Source organism: Thermobifida cellulosilytica TB100 (assembly GCF_001517975.1).
Taxonomy (GTDB): domain Bacteria; phylum Actinomycetota; class Actinomycetes; order Streptosporangiales; family Streptosporangiaceae; genus Thermobifida; species Thermobifida cellulosilytica.
Window position 1 is genome coordinate 84,434 of sequence record NZ_KQ950187.1, and the last position, 14,823, is coordinate 99,256.

The 14,823-nt window shown below is 70.7% G+C and carries 16 protein-coding genes; 10 read left to right on the forward strand and 6 right to left on the reverse strand.

The window, feature by feature from the left end:
- The first annotated feature begins 1 nt into the window (after position 1).
- From AC529_RS17845 to AC529_RS17865, 5 genes are all read left to right on the forward strand, one after another.
- Positions 2 to 850, forward strand: coding sequence for a DUF5753 domain-containing protein (locus AC529_RS17845; RefSeq protein WP_232306810.1), 849 nt, complete (start codon positions 2 to 4; stop codon positions 848 to 850).
- 102 nt (positions 851 to 952) lie between these two features.
- The gene (locus AC529_RS17850; protein WP_068758511.1) at positions 953 to 1,381 is read left to right on the forward strand and encodes a glycine-rich domain-containing protein; all 429 of its coding nucleotides are present in this window, start codon (positions 953 to 955) and stop codon (positions 1,379 to 1,381) included.
- A 92-nt stretch (positions 1,382 to 1,473) separates the two neighbouring features.
- Positions 1,474 to 2,100, forward strand: a complete 627-nt coding sequence (locus AC529_RS17855) for a hypothetical protein (RefSeq protein WP_083948410.1) — start codon at positions 1,474 to 1,476, stop codon at positions 2,098 to 2,100.
- A gap of 6 nt (positions 2,101 to 2,106) precedes the next feature.
- Positions 2,107 to 2,667 carry a GNAT family N-acetyltransferase gene (locus AC529_RS17860; RefSeq protein WP_068758513.1) on the forward strand — a complete coding sequence of 187 codons (561 nt, stop codon included), beginning with the start codon at positions 2,107 to 2,109 and terminating at the stop codon, positions 2,665 to 2,667.
- 205 nt (positions 2,668 to 2,872) lie between these two features.
- Positions 2,873 to 3,838, forward strand: coding sequence for a type IV toxin-antitoxin system AbiEi family antitoxin domain-containing protein (locus AC529_RS17865; protein ID WP_068758514.1), 966 nt, complete (start codon positions 2,873 to 2,875; stop codon positions 3,836 to 3,838).
- 80 nt (positions 3,839 to 3,918) lie between these two features.
- Here AC529_RS17865 and AC529_RS17870 read toward each other — a convergent pair whose 3' ends face one another.
- The gene (locus AC529_RS17870) at positions 3,919 to 4,557 is read right to left on the reverse strand and encodes a hypothetical protein (RefSeq protein ID WP_068758515.1); all 639 of its coding nucleotides are present in this window, start codon (positions 4,555 to 4,557) and stop codon (positions 3,919 to 3,921) included.
- A 590-nt stretch (positions 4,558 to 5,147) separates the two neighbouring features.
- Entirely contained in the window at positions 5,148 to 5,486 is a 339-nt protein-coding gene (locus AC529_RS17875; RefSeq protein ID WP_068758516.1) for a hypothetical protein, read from the reverse strand.
- A 166-nt stretch (positions 5,487 to 5,652) separates the two neighbouring features.
- Here AC529_RS17875 and AC529_RS17880 point away from each other — a divergent pair, with 166 nt between their 5' ends.
- Positions 5,653 to 6,210 carry a DUF2243 domain-containing protein gene (locus AC529_RS17880; RefSeq protein ID WP_068758517.1) on the forward strand — a complete coding sequence of 186 codons (558 nt, stop codon included), beginning with the start codon at positions 5,653 to 5,655 and terminating at the stop codon, positions 6,208 to 6,210.
- Positions 6,207 to 7,022 carry a cytochrome c oxidase assembly protein gene (locus AC529_RS17885; protein ID WP_068758518.1) on the forward strand — a complete coding sequence of 272 codons (816 nt, stop codon included), beginning with the start codon at positions 6,207 to 6,209 and terminating at the stop codon, positions 7,020 to 7,022. Before AC529_RS17880 ends, AC529_RS17885 begins: the two co-directional genes overlap by 4 nt.
- A gap of 14 nt (positions 7,023 to 7,036) precedes the next feature.
- On the opposite strand, the gene AC529_RS17890 is transcribed toward AC529_RS17885, so the two are convergent.
- The gene (locus AC529_RS17890; RefSeq protein ID WP_068758519.1) at positions 7,037 to 8,122 is read right to left on the reverse strand and encodes a winged helix DNA-binding domain-containing protein; all 1,086 of its coding nucleotides are present in this window, start codon (positions 8,120 to 8,122) and stop codon (positions 7,037 to 7,039) included.
- Positions 8,123 to 8,893: 771 nt separating this feature from the next.
- Here AC529_RS17890 and AC529_RS17895 point away from each other — a divergent pair.
- From AC529_RS17895 to AC529_RS20630, 3 genes are all read left to right on the forward strand, one after another.
- Positions 8,894 to 9,580 (forward strand): hypothetical protein, encoded by a 687-nt coding sequence (locus AC529_RS17895; RefSeq protein ID WP_068758520.1) that lies wholly within the window; start codon positions 8,894 to 8,896, stop codon positions 9,578 to 9,580.
- Between the two features lie 182 nt (positions 9,581 to 9,762).
- Positions 9,763 to 10,950, forward strand: a complete 1,188-nt coding sequence (locus AC529_RS17900) for an RtcB family protein (protein ID WP_068758521.1) — start codon at positions 9,763 to 9,765, stop codon at positions 10,948 to 10,950.
- 153 nt (positions 10,951 to 11,103) lie between these two features.
- A complete protein-coding gene (locus AC529_RS20630) occupies positions 11,104 to 11,601 on the forward strand; it encodes a hypothetical protein (protein ID WP_198156477.1) in 498 nt (165 codons plus the stop codon).
- 179 nt (positions 11,602 to 11,780) lie between these two features.
- Here the strand turns inward: AC529_RS20630 and AC529_RS17910 are convergent, their stop codons facing one another.
- The 3 genes from AC529_RS17910 to AC529_RS17920 form a co-directional block, all read right to left on the reverse strand.
- On the reverse strand, positions 11,781 to 12,020 hold the full coding sequence (locus AC529_RS17910; RefSeq protein WP_068758523.1) for a hypothetical protein: 240 nt from the start codon (positions 12,018 to 12,020) through the stop codon (positions 11,781 to 11,783).
- 187 nt (positions 12,021 to 12,207) lie between these two features.
- On the reverse strand, positions 12,208 to 13,431 hold the full coding sequence (locus AC529_RS17915; protein ID WP_068758524.1) for a helix-turn-helix domain-containing protein: 1,224 nt from the start codon (positions 13,429 to 13,431) through the stop codon (positions 12,208 to 12,210).
- A gap of 1,018 nt (positions 13,432 to 14,449) precedes the next feature.
- The coding region (locus AC529_RS17920) for a hypothetical protein (protein ID WP_232306812.1) at positions 14,450 to 14,823 on the reverse strand (374 nt) is incomplete at its 5' end.

The window sequence follows — 14,823 nt, forward strand, 5'->3', positions numbered from 1 at the left end:
TGTGTCCACCTCCTCAATGCTGCAACAGGCCCGGCAGGCACTCGCGGTCAGACTGCGAGAAATCCGGGTGGAAGCTGGGCTTACCGCCAGTGCTCTGGCCGCGGCGGCTGGATGGCACCGCACCAAGGTTTCCAAACTGGAACACTCGGCCACGATGCCCTCTGCCGAGGACATCAGGACCTGGTGTCGCCTGTGCGGTGCGGAGGACCAGGCAGCGGAGCTGGTGTCTTCTCTGGTCGCTGTGGACACGATGTGGACCGAGTGGCGGCGACTGGAACGTACCGGACTGCGCCACGTCCAAGAGGCAGTGCTTCCGCTGTGGGAGCGGACTCGAAGGATCAGGATCTACTCGTCCTGGCTGATTCCCGGTCCGCTGCAAACCGAAGGCTATATACGTGCCCTTCTCGATGCGACACGACGCCGCCGGAAACTGCTTGACGACGTTGACCAGGCGACAGCGGTCCGCCTCGCCAAACAAGACGTCCTGTACAAGGGGGAGCACCGATTCGCGATCCTGCTGGAAGAGTCGGTGCTGCGTTACCGGATCGGTGGTCCCGCCGTCCTTGAAACACAGCTCCGCCATCTTCTGAGCGTCATGTCACTTCCCTCTGTGAGCCTGGGGATCATTCCGCTGGACGCCGACCGGTCACTGCTCCGCCCGGTCGAAATGTTCTTTATGTTCGATGAGGTACAGGTCAACGTAGAGTTCGTCTCTGGTTGGCTACGGGGCACGACTCCCCGGGAGATCGCCATGTACGACCAGACCTTCGGATTGCTTTCGCGGATGGCGGTCCACGGAAAACGGGCGCGCGAAATAGTCGTCAACGCTCTCGACATCTTGGGCGGCTGAGTTTCTGCACACTCGTGCACACTCGTTGAGGCCACTCCTCCGCTGCTTCTACCGTCGTGGACGTAATCATCCACGGCCAGAGAAACACGGAAGGTGACGTTTATGGCCGTTATCGAACAGCGCTGCGGCGTCCAAGAGGTGAGCCGGGAGGCCGCACGCACGGAACTGGCGCGGTTCTTCACCGTCATGGAGACGGCGGAGAAGGCACCGGAGATGTTCTCCGCCTACATCGACGCCGAGTGGCACCGGCTGTTGGGCAGCCGCGAATACGAGGCCCTGTGCCTGGAGGCGGTCGGTCGGCTCGTCGGGCACCGGGCTGACGCCGGACAGGGGACGCCGTCGTGGCTGGAGGTGTACCACGAGCGCTACGGCAACCTCCCCAGGGTGTGGTTCGCCGACGCCGAGGGCACCGTGGACGAGGAGATGTACAAGCGCTACCTGGCCACCCGGGTCTCCGGGCAGCGGGCTGAGCAGCGTCCGCTGATCGTGTCCTGGGACTGCACCCCCACCACCAACGACGAAGACGAGTAGTTATCCCGATCTTGCGGACCGAACAGTCCTAGGGCGGGGGAACTGCATGCCGCCCCCGCCCAGCCCGAACTGACCCATTTCCGAGGACATTGATGCACTGTGTCGTCTCCGCTACCGCCGATCCGGCCGAAATCCACCCCGGGTTGGTCGCACACCAGCAGGACATGATTGCCAGATGCCCCTATCTGGGACCGTCGGTGCAGCGCGGACTGACCTTGTGGTCCGCTTACCAAGCCGCACCCGGGGAGCAGGCCGACCTGTTCGCCATGTTGCTCGGGCACGCTGAGGAACTGCGGGTCGCCCGCCGCTCCACGGGGATACTGGCCTGCCGCAACATAGCTGTGCTGGGGCCGAAAGACCAGGAGGAAGCGCGTCGGCTGCTGCAATGGCCTGCCTGGTTGGCCCGTAATCTCTACGCTCCGGTCCGGCTGATGGTGGGCAGGTTCTGGACCGGTGTGGAACTCACCGACAGCCGAGGCAGGGCCATGCTTCCTCCACCGGTGGCGTTCTTCTCCCTGCGCACGGCCATACCAAGTCGAGACGGACTGTTTCTCGCTGAGAAAGTTCCCCAGGTCATGGAGGTTCTGGCCCAAGCACCACCCGATGACGGCCGGGACGTCCTCCGAAGCGTCCTCGGACACGAGGTTGCCGATCCGGCGGCGGTCTACCACCATCTCAAGGCCCGCTTCCCCGTCCCCGACACACCCCGAGCACGGTGAGGCGCGATGTTCTCCTTTCCTCTCGACGATGATGCCGAACTGCGTCTGCTGGGGCCCTGGCATGCCGAAGCGCTATTCGCCTGTGTGGAGGAGAACCGCGAGTACCTGGCGTCGCGGACTTTCATAGCAGATCGAGTCCGTGACCTCACCGGTGCCCGCCGTCTCCTCCAGGAGTACACACGCCAACACGTCCGCGACACCGGCCATTACGGAGGGATCTGGCTGAACGGTCACCTGGTTGGTGCCGCGATGTTCCGAAGCTTCGACCCCTGCATGGCTACCGCCGAGGTCGGTGCGTGGCTTGTGCCGGAGGCTCATGGCCGAAGATTGGCAACTCAGGCGCTACGGCACCTGATCGACTGGGCCATCAACCAGCGGGGAATCCAACGTGTTCAACTCCAGACCAGCCCGCGCAACACGCATGGTCGCTCTCTTGCCCGACGCCTCGGGATGACCTATGAGGGCACACTCCGCAGCGCTGTCATGGTCAACGGTGTCCGTCACGACAGCGACGTTTGGGCTGTTCTCGCTCATGAGTGGTCCGCCCCGCCGACTGAAGAGAAGTAAGGCTGACCGTCGCCGCCGCCCTGCTCCTCGGCCGTCCCCGCCGCGCCGACGTGGCCTAGAGCGGCTCTGACGACCATGGTTCTGGGGCCATCGCGGGTGTCTGTGATGGCACTGGGGACATGATCACCTAGCACCCCGGCCGGGGTTGTCCACAGGGCGCGCATCGGGGTGGCCGCAGCCCGAGTGCGGTGGCCAGGGTGGGGGCATGGTTTCCTCCGCTCTCCACCGTTCCCACGCTCCCCTCTCCCTGGCCCTGGGCGTGGCCGCGCGGCAGCACGGACTGCTCACCTGGGCCCAGGCGCGCTCCTGCGGGCTGACCCGGGGCGACGTGCGCCGCCTGGTCCGCAGACAGGAGTGGCGCCGCCGCCTGCCCCGGGTCTACGCGGTGCGCGCCCTCACCGACGGGGGCGACGAGGCGGAGAGGCCGCGCCAGGCGGTCATGGCCGCCCAGCTCGCCCTGGGACCGGCCGCCTTCGCGGGGACGCACACCGCAGCCCGGCTGTGGGGCCTGCAAGGGCTGCGGCCCTGGGACGGCCAGGAGGTGCACATGGTCGTCCCCGCCCCCGCCGCCCAGCGGCAGATCACCGGCATCCGGCTGCACACCTGGGACACCGCGCCCGAGGAGGTCGCCCGGACCGGCTCGGGCCTGCGGCTGACCACGCCCGGCCGCACCCTGCGCGACCTGCTGCTGGACGTGGACCGCGCCACCGCCGTGTGCCTGCTCGACTCGGCGCTGCACCAGCGGCTGGTCCGCGCCGAGGACCTGGCCGCGCTGGAGGCCGCCAACCGGGGGCGGCGCGGCTGCCGCCGGAGCCGGCCGTGGTGGTCGCTGGCGGACGGGCGCGCGCAGAGCCCGCTGGAGACCCGGGTGCGCCTGGTCTGCGTCGACGGCGGACTGCCGCCCAGCGACCTGCAGCACCCGTTCCACGACGAGCGGGGCAACCTGCTGGCGCGCGTCGACTTCTGGTGGGCCGACCGGCGGCTCGTCGGCGAGGCCGACGGGCTGGGCCCGCACAGCCTCCCCGAGGCGCTGGCCCGCGACCGGGTCCGCCAGAACGCCCTGCAGGCGCACGTCCCGGGAGTGCGGATCGTCCGCTTCACCTGGGAGGACCTGAAACGGCCCGGATACATCCTCGCCACGGTCGCCGGAGCGGGCGGGGGAGTCCGGTGACCATGCCGTCGGGGACACGAAGGGCGCTGAAGGCGGCTCTGGGCACAGGCCGGTCCGGGACGGCGGCCCCGGCCGAGGCCCTAGGACTCGTTGCGGAGCACCGGGACGCCCAATTCGCTGAGCAGGCGGAGCACGATCCCGACACCGAACAGTGCGACGCCGGGCCACAGCAGGCCGGGCGGCTCGTCCACGGAGTCGGCGGGACGGGGGTCGACGCGGTCGGCGGGGTCGTAGCGGACGTCGACCTCTTCGCCCTCCTCGGACACCCGGCTGCCGGTGGTCAGCTCGGTGGCCAACGCGTTCAGGCAGTCCAGCGTGTGGTCGTAGTAGGTGCGGGCGGTCGTGTTCTCCTCGCTGTCGGTCGAGGTCTCCACCCGGCTGTCGACCTGGAGCACCACGCACGCGTCGGTCACCCCGCGTGCGTGCAGCACGCGCTCCTCGATCGTGTCGGTGATCATGAACAGGCCGAGGACGAAGGCGAGGGAGGACCCGAAGAGCACCACGAAGCTGGTGTACCGGAGCTGGGGGAGCAGCACCAGGGCGTACCCGGTGAACCTGAGCAGGCCTATCAGCGTGCCTCCGACCTGGTTCTCGGCCAGCCACGCGGGACCGTACGCGACCTCCAGGGCCGTGCTGACGACGACGAGCACCAGTCCGGCGACCGGAGCCCCGACCGCGAACAGCAGCGCGACCAGCCACTCGGTCCACCCCCGGTTCATGCGGACGCCCCGTCTCCGTACGGTGCGGTCCCGCCGCCGAGCAGGCGGGGCGACCACGGAACCGGCGCCACGGCCGGGGCCGTCCGAACGGCCGCGGCGCACAGGGGGGAGGCGTCGCTGTTCCCGGCCGGCTGCGGGGAACGGCCGCGGCAGCACCCCCGGGGCCGGGGCGGTGCCGTCTTCGGGAATGGTGAGAAGCGCGCCACGCCATCCTCCGGTTCTCGCCGGCAGTCGTCTGTTAACCCAACAGACCGGGCGTCGCGGAGCAAGGTGACAGTAAAAACTGGCCGGAAGCGGACAATCGTCGAGGACCGGCGATCCGTGGTCGTGCCGCCGGTCACGGGGGCGCCGAGGGCGGGTTCGGAAGCGGGAGCAGCCGGGGAGAGGCGACGGGACCGGGGGTCCGGTTCGTCGAGCCGCACCCTCGCCCCACAAGCCGTCGCCGCCCGTGTCGGGCTGCCACCGGCGTGGGGGTGAACCACACGGCCTCCGGTACGCTCCGGGCCTGCGTGCCCGGCACCGCGGCCCCTCCACCGGCACCACCCGGTCCGCCCGCGGTGCCGTCCGTTCCGGACGCGGCGGCGGACCGGTCAGGAGTCGCAGCTCTGGCAGCGCCGCACCGCGGAGCGGTCGGTGTTGCCGTGCGTGGCGCGGGCGGGGTTGGTGGGGCTGATACGCCGCCACAGGTGCGGGTCGGGGTCGATGATCCACCCCCACAGCGGGGCCGCGATCTCGGAGTCGGACTGGTGCGTGCAGCCCAGCCGGTGGGCGATCCTGCGCGGGGAGATCAGGATCGTGCCGGGCGGAAAACCGCTGTCCGGGGACGTCCCGGACTCCGGGGCCCCGCTGTGCTCCGAGGCGGGACGCCGAGACGGGGAACAGGCGCATCCGGCGCCGACGAGCAGGTCGCAGTGGTCACAACGTCGCATGGCCCCATCATGGCGGCGACCGGTGACAGTCACCCGTCGCCGGCCGGGGAAGCGCCCGTCCCGCCCACCCGGCGGTGCCGGGACACCGCCGGGGCGGGCCCGTGTGTAGCGGGAGGGCGGCGGGGTAACCGGAACGGGTCAGCCACCGGAAGCGACGGGAGGCGCCGTGGCAGCACGGGTATCGCGGACGGCACACCGGTCGGGGGCACGCCGCGCGCAGATCGCGCTTCCGGGCACCGTTCTCGGCTTCGGCCTGGGCGGGTTCGTCGACGGCATCCTGCTCCACCAGATCCTGCAGTGGCACCACATGCTGTCCAGTGCCGGCAGCGACACCATCGGCCTGCGCCCCTATCCACCGGACACCGTGCCGGGCCTGCGGATGAACACGGTGTGGGACGGTGTCTTCCACGTGGTCGTCTGGCTGGCGGTGCTGGTCGGGCTGGCCCTGCTGTACTCGCGGGTGACCGAGGCCCGCGGCCGGGTGTGGGGATCGCGGGCGCTGTGGGGCTGGGTCCTGGTCGGCTGGGGCCTGTTCAACCTCGTCGAGGGCGTCGTCGACCACCACGTCCTCGGCATCCACCACGTGCGTCCGGGCCCCCACCAGCTCTGGTGGGACCTGGGGTTCCTCGCCCTGGGCGTCCTGCTGGTTGCCGTCGGCTGGCTGGTGCAGCGCGGCGCCGTCCCGGTCGGGACGGCGCCGTCCGCCGAGGAGGCCCGGCGGTGACCACCGCGCACGGCGCGCACACCGCCGTCGAGACACTGCCGGTGGCGGCCGTCGCCGCGCTCGCGGTGGGCTACCTGGTCCTGGCCGGGAGGCGGCGCCGCGAACCACGCGGCTGGAGCTCCTGGCGCACCGCGGCCTTCCTCGCCGGGTGCGCGCTGCTGGCGTGGGCGCTGCTGCCGCAGGCCCTGCCCTTCGCCCCCGCGGACTTTCGCCGGCACATGCTCCAGCACCTCCTCATCGGCATGGTCGCCCCGCTGGGCCTGGTGCTGGCCGCCCCCGTCACCCTGGTGCTGTGTTCGGTGCCGCCCCGTGCCGGGCAGCGGATCGGCCGCCTGCTGCACCTGGCTCCGGTGCGGCTGCTCGCCCACCCGGTCACCGCGCTGCTGCTCACCGTCGGCGGGCTCGCCGCGCTGTACTTCACCCCGCTGTACGCCGCGACCGGGCACCACCCGCTCCTGCACCACCTGGTGCACCTGCACTTCCTGCTCTCCGGTGTCCTGTTCGCGTGGGTGGTCGCCGGCCCCGACCCCGCGCCGCGGCGGCCGTCGGTCCCGGTGCGCCTGGTCGTGCTGGGCGTGGCCGTCGCCGCGCACGCCGCCTTGGCGCAGCTGATGTACGCCGGACTGCTCGTGGCGGTGGACGCTCCCGCCGACCAGGTGCGCGGTGGTGCGGAACTGATGTACTACGGCGGCGACATCGCCGAACTCCTGCTGGCCCTGGCGCTGCTGCTCACCTGGCGGCCCGACCGCCGCGTCCGGGGGAGTGCCGGGGGAGCCGGGCGTGTCGTGCCGGTGCGCGGAGAGCACCCGTGACGGGCCGGGCCGCCTCACTCCTGTACCGGGCGGAACCGCAGGTCGTGCCGGTCTCCTTCCGCGGCGAACCGCAGCAGGGCCGCGGCCTCCTCGGCGACCTCGGCCTGCTGGGCGGCCGACAGCGGGGCGAAGAGCCGCACCGTCAGCACCGCCTCGCCGCGGCCGCGCCGCAGGTGCCACAGGCCGCGCACGAAGCCGTCCACGAGCAGCACCGGCTCCCAGCCGACGTGGGCGCGCTGCTCGTCGGTCATCAGGCGGCTGCGGTCGGCGTGGGCGAGCACCACGTTGTCCAGCAGGGCCAGGAACCGCGCGGGCGCGGCCGTGTCCGGGTCGGGCAGCGGCGCATCGGGCAGGTCGAACAGTTCCCGCCCGTCCTCGCCGCGGAACACGCGCAACCGCGGCCGCAGTTCCTCGACCACCTCGCGCAGCCGGGTCAGGCCGCTCCACGCCTGCACGTCGGCGACCGTGGCCGGACCGAACGCCGCCAGGTAGCGCAGCACCAGGTCGCCCGGTGCGGGGCGGTCCGCCAGGGGGCGGCCCAGCCACTGCTCGGCGAGCGTGAACGGGGTGGGGCCGTGCCGCCGCCACAGGCCGTCGGGCGGCGGGTGCAGGATCGGCAGCAGATGCTGCACGGAGCGGGCCAGCGCCACGGGGTCGCGGCCGGGCCACCGCTCGGCCAGTGCCCGGCCCAGTTCGGGGCGCGGCACCACCCGGCCGTCCAGGAGTTCGCGTGCGGCGGCGGCCAGGTCGACCGGGTCGATCCCGGCCAGCGCCCGTTGGAAGTGCCCCCGCCAGACGCGTTCCTGCACCGGTTGCAGCAGCGGCCGGATCCACAGGTAGTCGTCGGCGGCCAGCAGGTGCTGGGTGCCTCGGAACAGGGTCGCGCGGACCACCCGGCGCCCGTACAGCAGGCGGGCCAGGTCCTCGACGGTGAAACCGGTGATGCGGTTCCACAGCCCCAGGTACGGCGGGTCGGGGTCCTGGCCCTGCAGGCCGACCAGGTGGGCGACCACCTCCGACGCGGAGCGGTCGGTGCGGCGCAGCAGCAGCTGCCGCTCCAGGGTCGCCCGGTTCAGGGCGCGGCGTCCCAGGGGTGTCATGGTGTCCGCTGCCTTTCCGCGCGGGGGTCGGACGCCCACCGCACAGCCCCAGACTAGAAGCCGTTGCGGCCGGTTCCTGTCCGGAATCCGAAGAGAGTTCCGGGGGCGGAAGCGGCGGGAGACGGAAAAACTCCGGGGGTGGGACCCACCCCCGGAGTCGGGTCAGCGGCATCCGCCCTCGGATACCAAAGAAGCCGCTGACGTGCCTATTGTGCCGTATGATCCGACTGCTCCAGCCCGGTACGGTTCGATGGCAGAGCAGCACGTCCTCACTCTCCGGAACCGGGTGGGCGACAGCGGCGACATCCTCTCTGAGAGGACCGGAACCCCCACGGAAAGGGCGGCAGTGCGGCTCACGCTCCCCACCGGAACGACCGTCCGGATCACCCCCGACCCGGCGGCGGCCCTCCGCGACGCGGAGACCGCGGCCGCGGAGCCGGCACTGCTGAGACTGCGCCGAGGACACGGCTCCACCGGGGCCGCGACCCGGCTGAGGCAACTCGGCCTGGTCGTCTACGATCCGGAGTCGGGCCGGTGGACGCTCACCCCGTCCGGCCGCGAGGTCCGCACGGGACTGCTGGAGTCGGAGGCGCCGGGGCCGGCGGGAACCGGACAGCGGCCCGTTTCCGGGACGGGCGCCCCGCGGCGGGCCACCGTCCACCCCGACCTCGTCGTCGACCGGGCGGAGCGGACGGGCGGCGCCCCCGCGACGGCCGGGAGGGGGCCGGGGCGGGGGTCCCGCTCACGCTGCTGGAAGGCGGAGCCGCACCCGTGGTCGCCGTGGGCGGGCTGCTGGCCGTCCCCGTCCTGTCCTCGACGGGAGGCGGACCCGTGTTCCTCACGGCCCTGACGGTCTGGGGCGCGGTCCTCGGCCTGTCCTGGGCCGTCGGGAACCGCACCGGACGGGTCCGGCGGCCGGAACCCCGGCCGCCCGCCGCGGCCCCGGAGGAGCGGCGCGTCACCGCCGACATGCTCGACGCCCCCGCACGGGAACCGCTGCGGCGGACGCAGGAGGAGGTGGACGCGGTGCTGGACTCGCCGCTGCACCACCGGGGACTGCTGCTGGACGGGACGCGCGACCGGGTGGTCCTCGCCGACGTGGAGGGGGCCGTGGCCGAGAGCCCGCTGCGCCGGTCCGGGGCCAGGCGGCGCATCGACGCCACCCCCACCCCGGGGGAACGCAGCCGCGCCGCGGCCGAACAGGCCCGCGCGGTGCTGGAGCAGGACGTGGTGGAGGTGACCGGGCGGATCGAACTGCCGGAGTCCTACGCGGCGCGGGTGCGGGCCGCCGCGCTGGAGGAGCAGGACCGCCGCGCGGCCGCGGCCCCGGAGGCGGTCGCGGTGGACGTCGCCGGGGCGGGCGCCGCCCACCCCCACCGCACCGAGGCCCTGGCCTGCCCGGTCGACGCACCGGAGTTCGCCCTGCGCGTCGCCTCCCGCACCGACCCGGACCGCTGAGTGGCCCGGGCGTCCGGCGTCCCCGCTCCGCGCAGACCGCGCGGCGGGGTGTTGCACGAGGCCCCGAGCGGGCAGTGGCGGGGAAAACCGGTTGCCCCGCCGGGGCGGATCTGGCGTCATGGTGGGGAGCCGACCCCGGAGCGGTCGGCACGGCCCCGTGTCAACCCCTGAGGAGGTGGCTCATGCCCTACACCGAGGTTCCGGGAGCGCGCGTCCCGATCCGGATGTGGACCGACCCGAACACGGTGGAGCAGCAGGCCATGGAGCAGCTCCACAACGTCACCACGCTGCCGTGGGTGCACGGGCTGGCCGTCATGCCGGACGTGCACTACGGCAAGGGCGCCACCGTCGGCTCGGTCATCGCGATGCGCGACGCGGTCTCCCCGGCCGCCGTCGGCGTCGACATCGGCTGCGGCATGACCGCGGTGCGGACCTCGCTGCGTGCCGAGGACCTGCCCGACGACCTGCGGAAGCTGCGGTCCGGGCTGGAGCGGGCGGTCCCCGTCGGCCACGCCGCGCACCGCGAGCCCGTCGACGTGCGCCGCCTGCCCGGGGTGCGCAGCCGCGACTGGGACGCCTTCTGGGCGCGGTTCGACACCCTCGCCGAGGGGGTGCGCGACCGCCGCGAGCGCGCCGCCTGCCAGATCGGCACCCTCGGCGGCGGCAACCACTTCCTGGAGGTGTGCCTCGACGACGACGGCGCGGTGTGGGTGGTGCTGCACTCCGGGTCGCGCAACATCGGCAACGAGCTGGCCAAGTACCACATCGAGCGGGCCCGCGAGCTGCCGCACAACCAGGACCTGCCCGACCGGGACCTCGCGGTGTTCGTCGCGGGCACCCCCGAGATGGCGGCCTACCGCCGCGACCTGTTCTGGGCGCAGGAGTACGCGCGCCGCAACCGCGAGGTGATGATGGGCCTGGCCTGCGGTGTGCTGCGCGAGCAGTTCCCCGGGGTGGAGTTCCCCGAGTGGATCTCCTGCCACCACAACTACGTGGCGGAGGAGACCTACGACGGCGTCGACGTGCTCGTCACCCGCAAGGGCGCGATCCGCGCTGGCCGCGGCGACCTGGGGATCATCCCCGGATCGATGGCCACCGGCACCTACATCGTGCGCGGCCTGGGCAACCCGGCGTCGTACCACTCGGCCTCGCACGGCGCGGGCCGCCGCATGAGCCGGACCCGGGCCCGCAAGACCTTCACCCAGGCCGACCTGGTCGAACAGACCAGGGGAGTGGAGTGCCGCAAGGATCTCGGCGTGGTCGATGAGATCCCCGCGGCGTACAAGGACATCAACGAGGTGATCGCCGCCCAGACTGATCTTGTGGAAGTGGTGACGCACCTGCGGCAAGTGGTGTGCGTCAAGGGGTGACCCGCCCCGCCCGCGGCGCCGGCGCCCGCCGGCGTCACGGGCCCCGGCACAGCAGGACCGCGGTGGCGGCCGTGGCCGCTGGCACCCTACCCTCCCTCCTGGGTGGGCCCTTTCCGGGTGGCTTCCTTGGTCAACAAGCGGAGGAGCTGCTTGTTGCTCTTCCACGACTTCAGGCGGTCGGGATCGCGGGCGAGGGCTGCCGCTTCGATGAACGCCTGGCCGGATTCGGTAGAGAAGGTCAACCCCGGTCTTGCCGAGCTCCCTTTCCCGGACGACCAGGACACTCTCCCCGAGGTAGAGGTGCACGCTGTCGTCACCGGTGACCTCGATGTGCACCGCCCCCGGAACCACCAGGGTGCGCAGGACAGCGGACCGCAGATCGATCAATGCCGAGGGAACCGGTACCGGCTCCCCACCGTCAGGAAAGTAGTGCTGCTGAAGTGCAAGGATATCCTTCCGGCGATACCGGACCGCACTGTCAGAAGTGAGGACTTGTTCGAGCGTTCCGCTCTTCACCCACTCCTGCATGGTTTCTTCGGGGATGTCGTAGTACGCGAGCAGCTTCAAGGCTTCGTCCGTGGTGATCAGGTCAGCGCGGTTCTCGTCTTCCCAGGGGATGTCTTCCATGATTCCTTGTCGTCAAGCGGGTAGAGGCGTCCTGCTGTCAAAGGTCCACCGGCCGTGGACGAGCTGATACAACCCGGCAGCTCCTCCCGGTCTTCGCTCCCGGAACAGGACGCGAGTAACCCCCTGGCGAACGTAGGCTTCAAGCGGCGTGGCAGGGACACAAGCGCCGTCGAGGGGACCTCCGTACAGAGCTACGAAGCGCATCAACCCGAACCCTCCCCGGCGCTCAGGCGCAGGACGTCACCCCAAGAAAGCAGGCTTTCCGGGACCTCGGAGGACGCAAACACTTCCTTTTCGATCCCCTCGCGGATCAACCTGGCGAGATCCTCGGTGAGCCTCTCCTCCAAGCTCAAGCGTCCGTCGGCGACAGCCTCCAAGACGCTCAGGTCAGCATCGCGGAGAACGATCCGTTGACCACGCCGGAAGGTCCACGCTTCGAACACCCCCGACTCTGAAATCCATCGGCACTTCCACCCAGGAGTGCGGCGACAGAAAGCACGAGCTGCCCGGTCCGGGGCGGAACGCACTGCTGCTCCTGAACCAATAATGGCCATGCCAAGACCGTATGGCTGAACCAGGCGGCTCAAGGGACAGCCGGTACCCCTACCTCAAGGGGTACAGTTTGGACCCCTACCGGGCTGCGACCCCCAGCTTCTGGGCCAGACTGTCCACGTCCTCGCGCAACATCGACGGAGGGTTCGACACCATGTCCGACACGGCCCTCCGCGAGAAGATGTTGAACCTGATCGTCTCCGGGCTCTCTCGATGAGCCTTGTTCAGCAAGTGAACCACGGCAGCCTGTTCGCCGCGCTGCCAGTGCCCACGCGCCGTCTCGATGATGTGGAACGCCCGCCGGGTCGCCGACGGGATCAGCCTCAGGTCGACCTTCGCGGCGGCCTCCACCGCCTTCCCGCCCTGCATGAGGTCGTCATGCATCGTCACCGCATAGCCCTCGACAATGCCCGTACCGAAGATCAGGTACGGGTGCGCATACGACCGCCCCAGCTTCTGGGCCGCTTCATACGCGATGTCCCAGTAGCGCCACGCATCGCCAGCGCGTCCAACCTTCGCGTAGGACAGGGCGACCGCCAGGTGCAGCAGTCCCCACCGCGCCAGTTCGTCGGAGTCCTTCTCGGGGTCCAGCAGGCGTGCGGCCTGCATGGCCATCTCAACCCGAGCCTCGTGCCTCTCCCCAGCGTCACGGAAGACGTGGTTCATGTACCACGCCGCCGACGCGATCGCTCTCGGGTTGTCGGCCTCCAACGCGGCCTCCATGCCACGGTCGCCCGTCAGCAGCACCAGGTCCGGGGCAGGCTGGAAGCTGAGAAACAACTGCGCAAGGTGGTACGCCTCGGCCAGCGACGCCAGCACCGAACGCCGCTCCTTGCCCTCATGTACGCGAGCGGCGTATCGCAGGTCTGCCAGCAGCGGCGGCAGGAGCGCAGCGATACGGGTCCGGTGGTTGGCGCGGCTGCCATGCCACACCATCCAGGCGTGCCGCACCCGCTCGGCAAGCTCTGCCGCAGTAGCAGGCTCCTCGTCATCCCGCCCGATCGGATAGGAGGTGAGCGCCTCCCGTATCTCCAGAAGGGCGGGATGCGCCTCCTTCACATAGGGGGCGACAATGATCGGGTGCTCTCCGCCGACCAGCTCCGCAAGGTCGCACCCAAGTGCCGCAGCCAACTGGGTGAGCATGTCGAGGCGCGGCATCTGAAGACGCCCCTTTTCGATGCTCTTGACCCACTCAGCGGAGCGACCCACGAGTCCGCCGAGGGTGGCACGGGTCATGCCGCTCCGTTCTCGAATAGCCTGGAGACGCTTTCCGAATGACGCCTCTTGGTACCCTTCGGACATAGAGGTCCTGCCTTTCCTGAAAGTGTGGCAACTTCCAGGATAGGGACAGGGTCTCGTCGTCGGGCCTGTTAGGCCGCGAGGGGCTGTCCAGCCGTGGGCACGGTGAAGCCCTCCCACTAGGTGTTTGTGGGAGGGCTTCACTGTTTCCGACTCAACGCCCCGAACCCGGCTTCCACACTAGATCCACCAGCCACCCATACCCCCTAAAACCCAGGTCAGGCGGGATCGAGGAGCTAGAAGGCCAGCCCACCTCTAGCGTCCCCCCAGGGCTCGGTCTAGGGCCTGCTCAAAGTCGGCGCGGTGGTACCCCCTGCCGGTTGCGACCCCGCCCAGTCTCGTCCGCGCACCACGTCTGCCGAGGACCGATCCCATAGGGGCAGCATCTTCGCGAGAGCGCTGTCGCTCTCCGGTACGGGGACCGGTTCCGCTGCCGCAGTTCCTCGGCCCACAGCCGATCCTCCCCACCGAACGCACCAATGAAGTGCTCCAGTGGAGCCGCCCCCTCGGCGGCAGCGCCCGCCAAGACCGGAGCTGCCAGCCGGTACTTGGCAGGGGCGACACTGCCACCTAGGCGAGCGGCGGCAGGGCATGCGCCACCGCGTCCTCGGTTGGCATGCCACGCCTGCCAGGAAGCAGCGAGAACGGCTCGCCACTGGCAGGCGGTGGCGAGCCTCGATGGCGGTGCCAGTGGCAGCCACGGCAGTCAGCATGCCAACTGGCACGACCACGCCCACCTCCAGGACGTCGACCATGCGACCGGCTGCCACAACCCCGGCAGCCACCCATGCCGTGCGACGGCGGCGGTACCGCACGCTCTCCACGAACACAGGCCCGGTCGCGATGACACGCCGGTAATCGTCGGCACGCCCCTCCGCCAAACCATGCCTGCCAAACGCACGTGCCAACCGGCACGGTTGCCAGCGCCTGACAGAGGGCGGGGGTGGCATGCCACCGGTTGCCGTGCCGTGCCGTTCCTCGGGTGGCATGCCACCGGGGGCGGCCTGGACCGGGAACCGGATCACTCGGCCACGCAGCGTCTGCCGGAGATAGCCGCAAACCGGCGGGTTCCCCTGGAGAGCCGACGGGGGGACATCCACGCTCCGATCGCATATGCGGCATAGGCTTCCACACCGATCGGGAGCGTGATGGCGGTGTTGATCACCAGCTCGTCCCAGATGCCGGGCAGGGGAGCTACCTCGCCGAAACCGGTCATGCGTCCCAACTCGACCCAGCCAGACCAGGTGGCTACTGCGGCGGGGGTGGCGATGAGGAGCAGGGGCCAGCGCGTCATGGTGGACTTCGTCTGGTTCTGGCGCTCGTCGACGGGGGTCGATTCCGACCGGTAGACGCCCGAGGGGTAGTTGGTGGGCTGCCCGGTGGGGGCAGGCGGGG

Coding starts and splice junctions, on each gene's coding strand:
- AC529_RS17875 (WP_068758516.1), bottom strand. CDS start 5,486: ATGCGACGTTGTGACCACTGCGACCTGCTCGTCGGCGCCGGATGCGCC.
- AC529_RS17850 (WP_068758511.1), top strand. CDS start 953: ATGGCCGTTATCGAACAGCGCTGCGGCGTCCAAGAGGTGAGCCGGGAG.
- AC529_RS17870 (WP_068758515.1), bottom strand. CDS start 4,557: ATGAACCGGGGGTGGACCGAGTGGCTGGTCGCGCTGCTGTTCGCGGTC.
- AC529_RS17860 (WP_068758513.1), top strand. CDS start 2,107: ATGTTCTCCTTTCCTCTCGACGATGATGCCGAACTGCGTCTGCTGGGG.
- AC529_RS17890 (WP_068758519.1), bottom strand. CDS start 8,122: ATGACACCCCTGGGACGCCGCGCCCTGAACCGGGCGACCCTGGAGCGG.
- AC529_RS17915 (WP_068758524.1), bottom strand. CDS start 13,431: ATGTCCGAAGGGTACCAAGAGGCGTCATTCGGAAAGCGTCTCCAGGCT.
- AC529_RS17855 (WP_083948410.1), top strand. CDS start 1,474: ATGCACTGTGTCGTCTCCGCTACCGCCGATCCGGCCGAAATCCACCCC.
- AC529_RS17865 (WP_068758514.1), top strand. CDS start 2,873: ATGGTTTCCTCCGCTCTCCACCGTTCCCACGCTCCCCTCTCCCTGGCC.
- AC529_RS17900 (WP_068758521.1), top strand. CDS start 9,763: ATGCCCTACACCGAGGTTCCGGGAGCGCGCGTCCCGATCCGGATGTGG.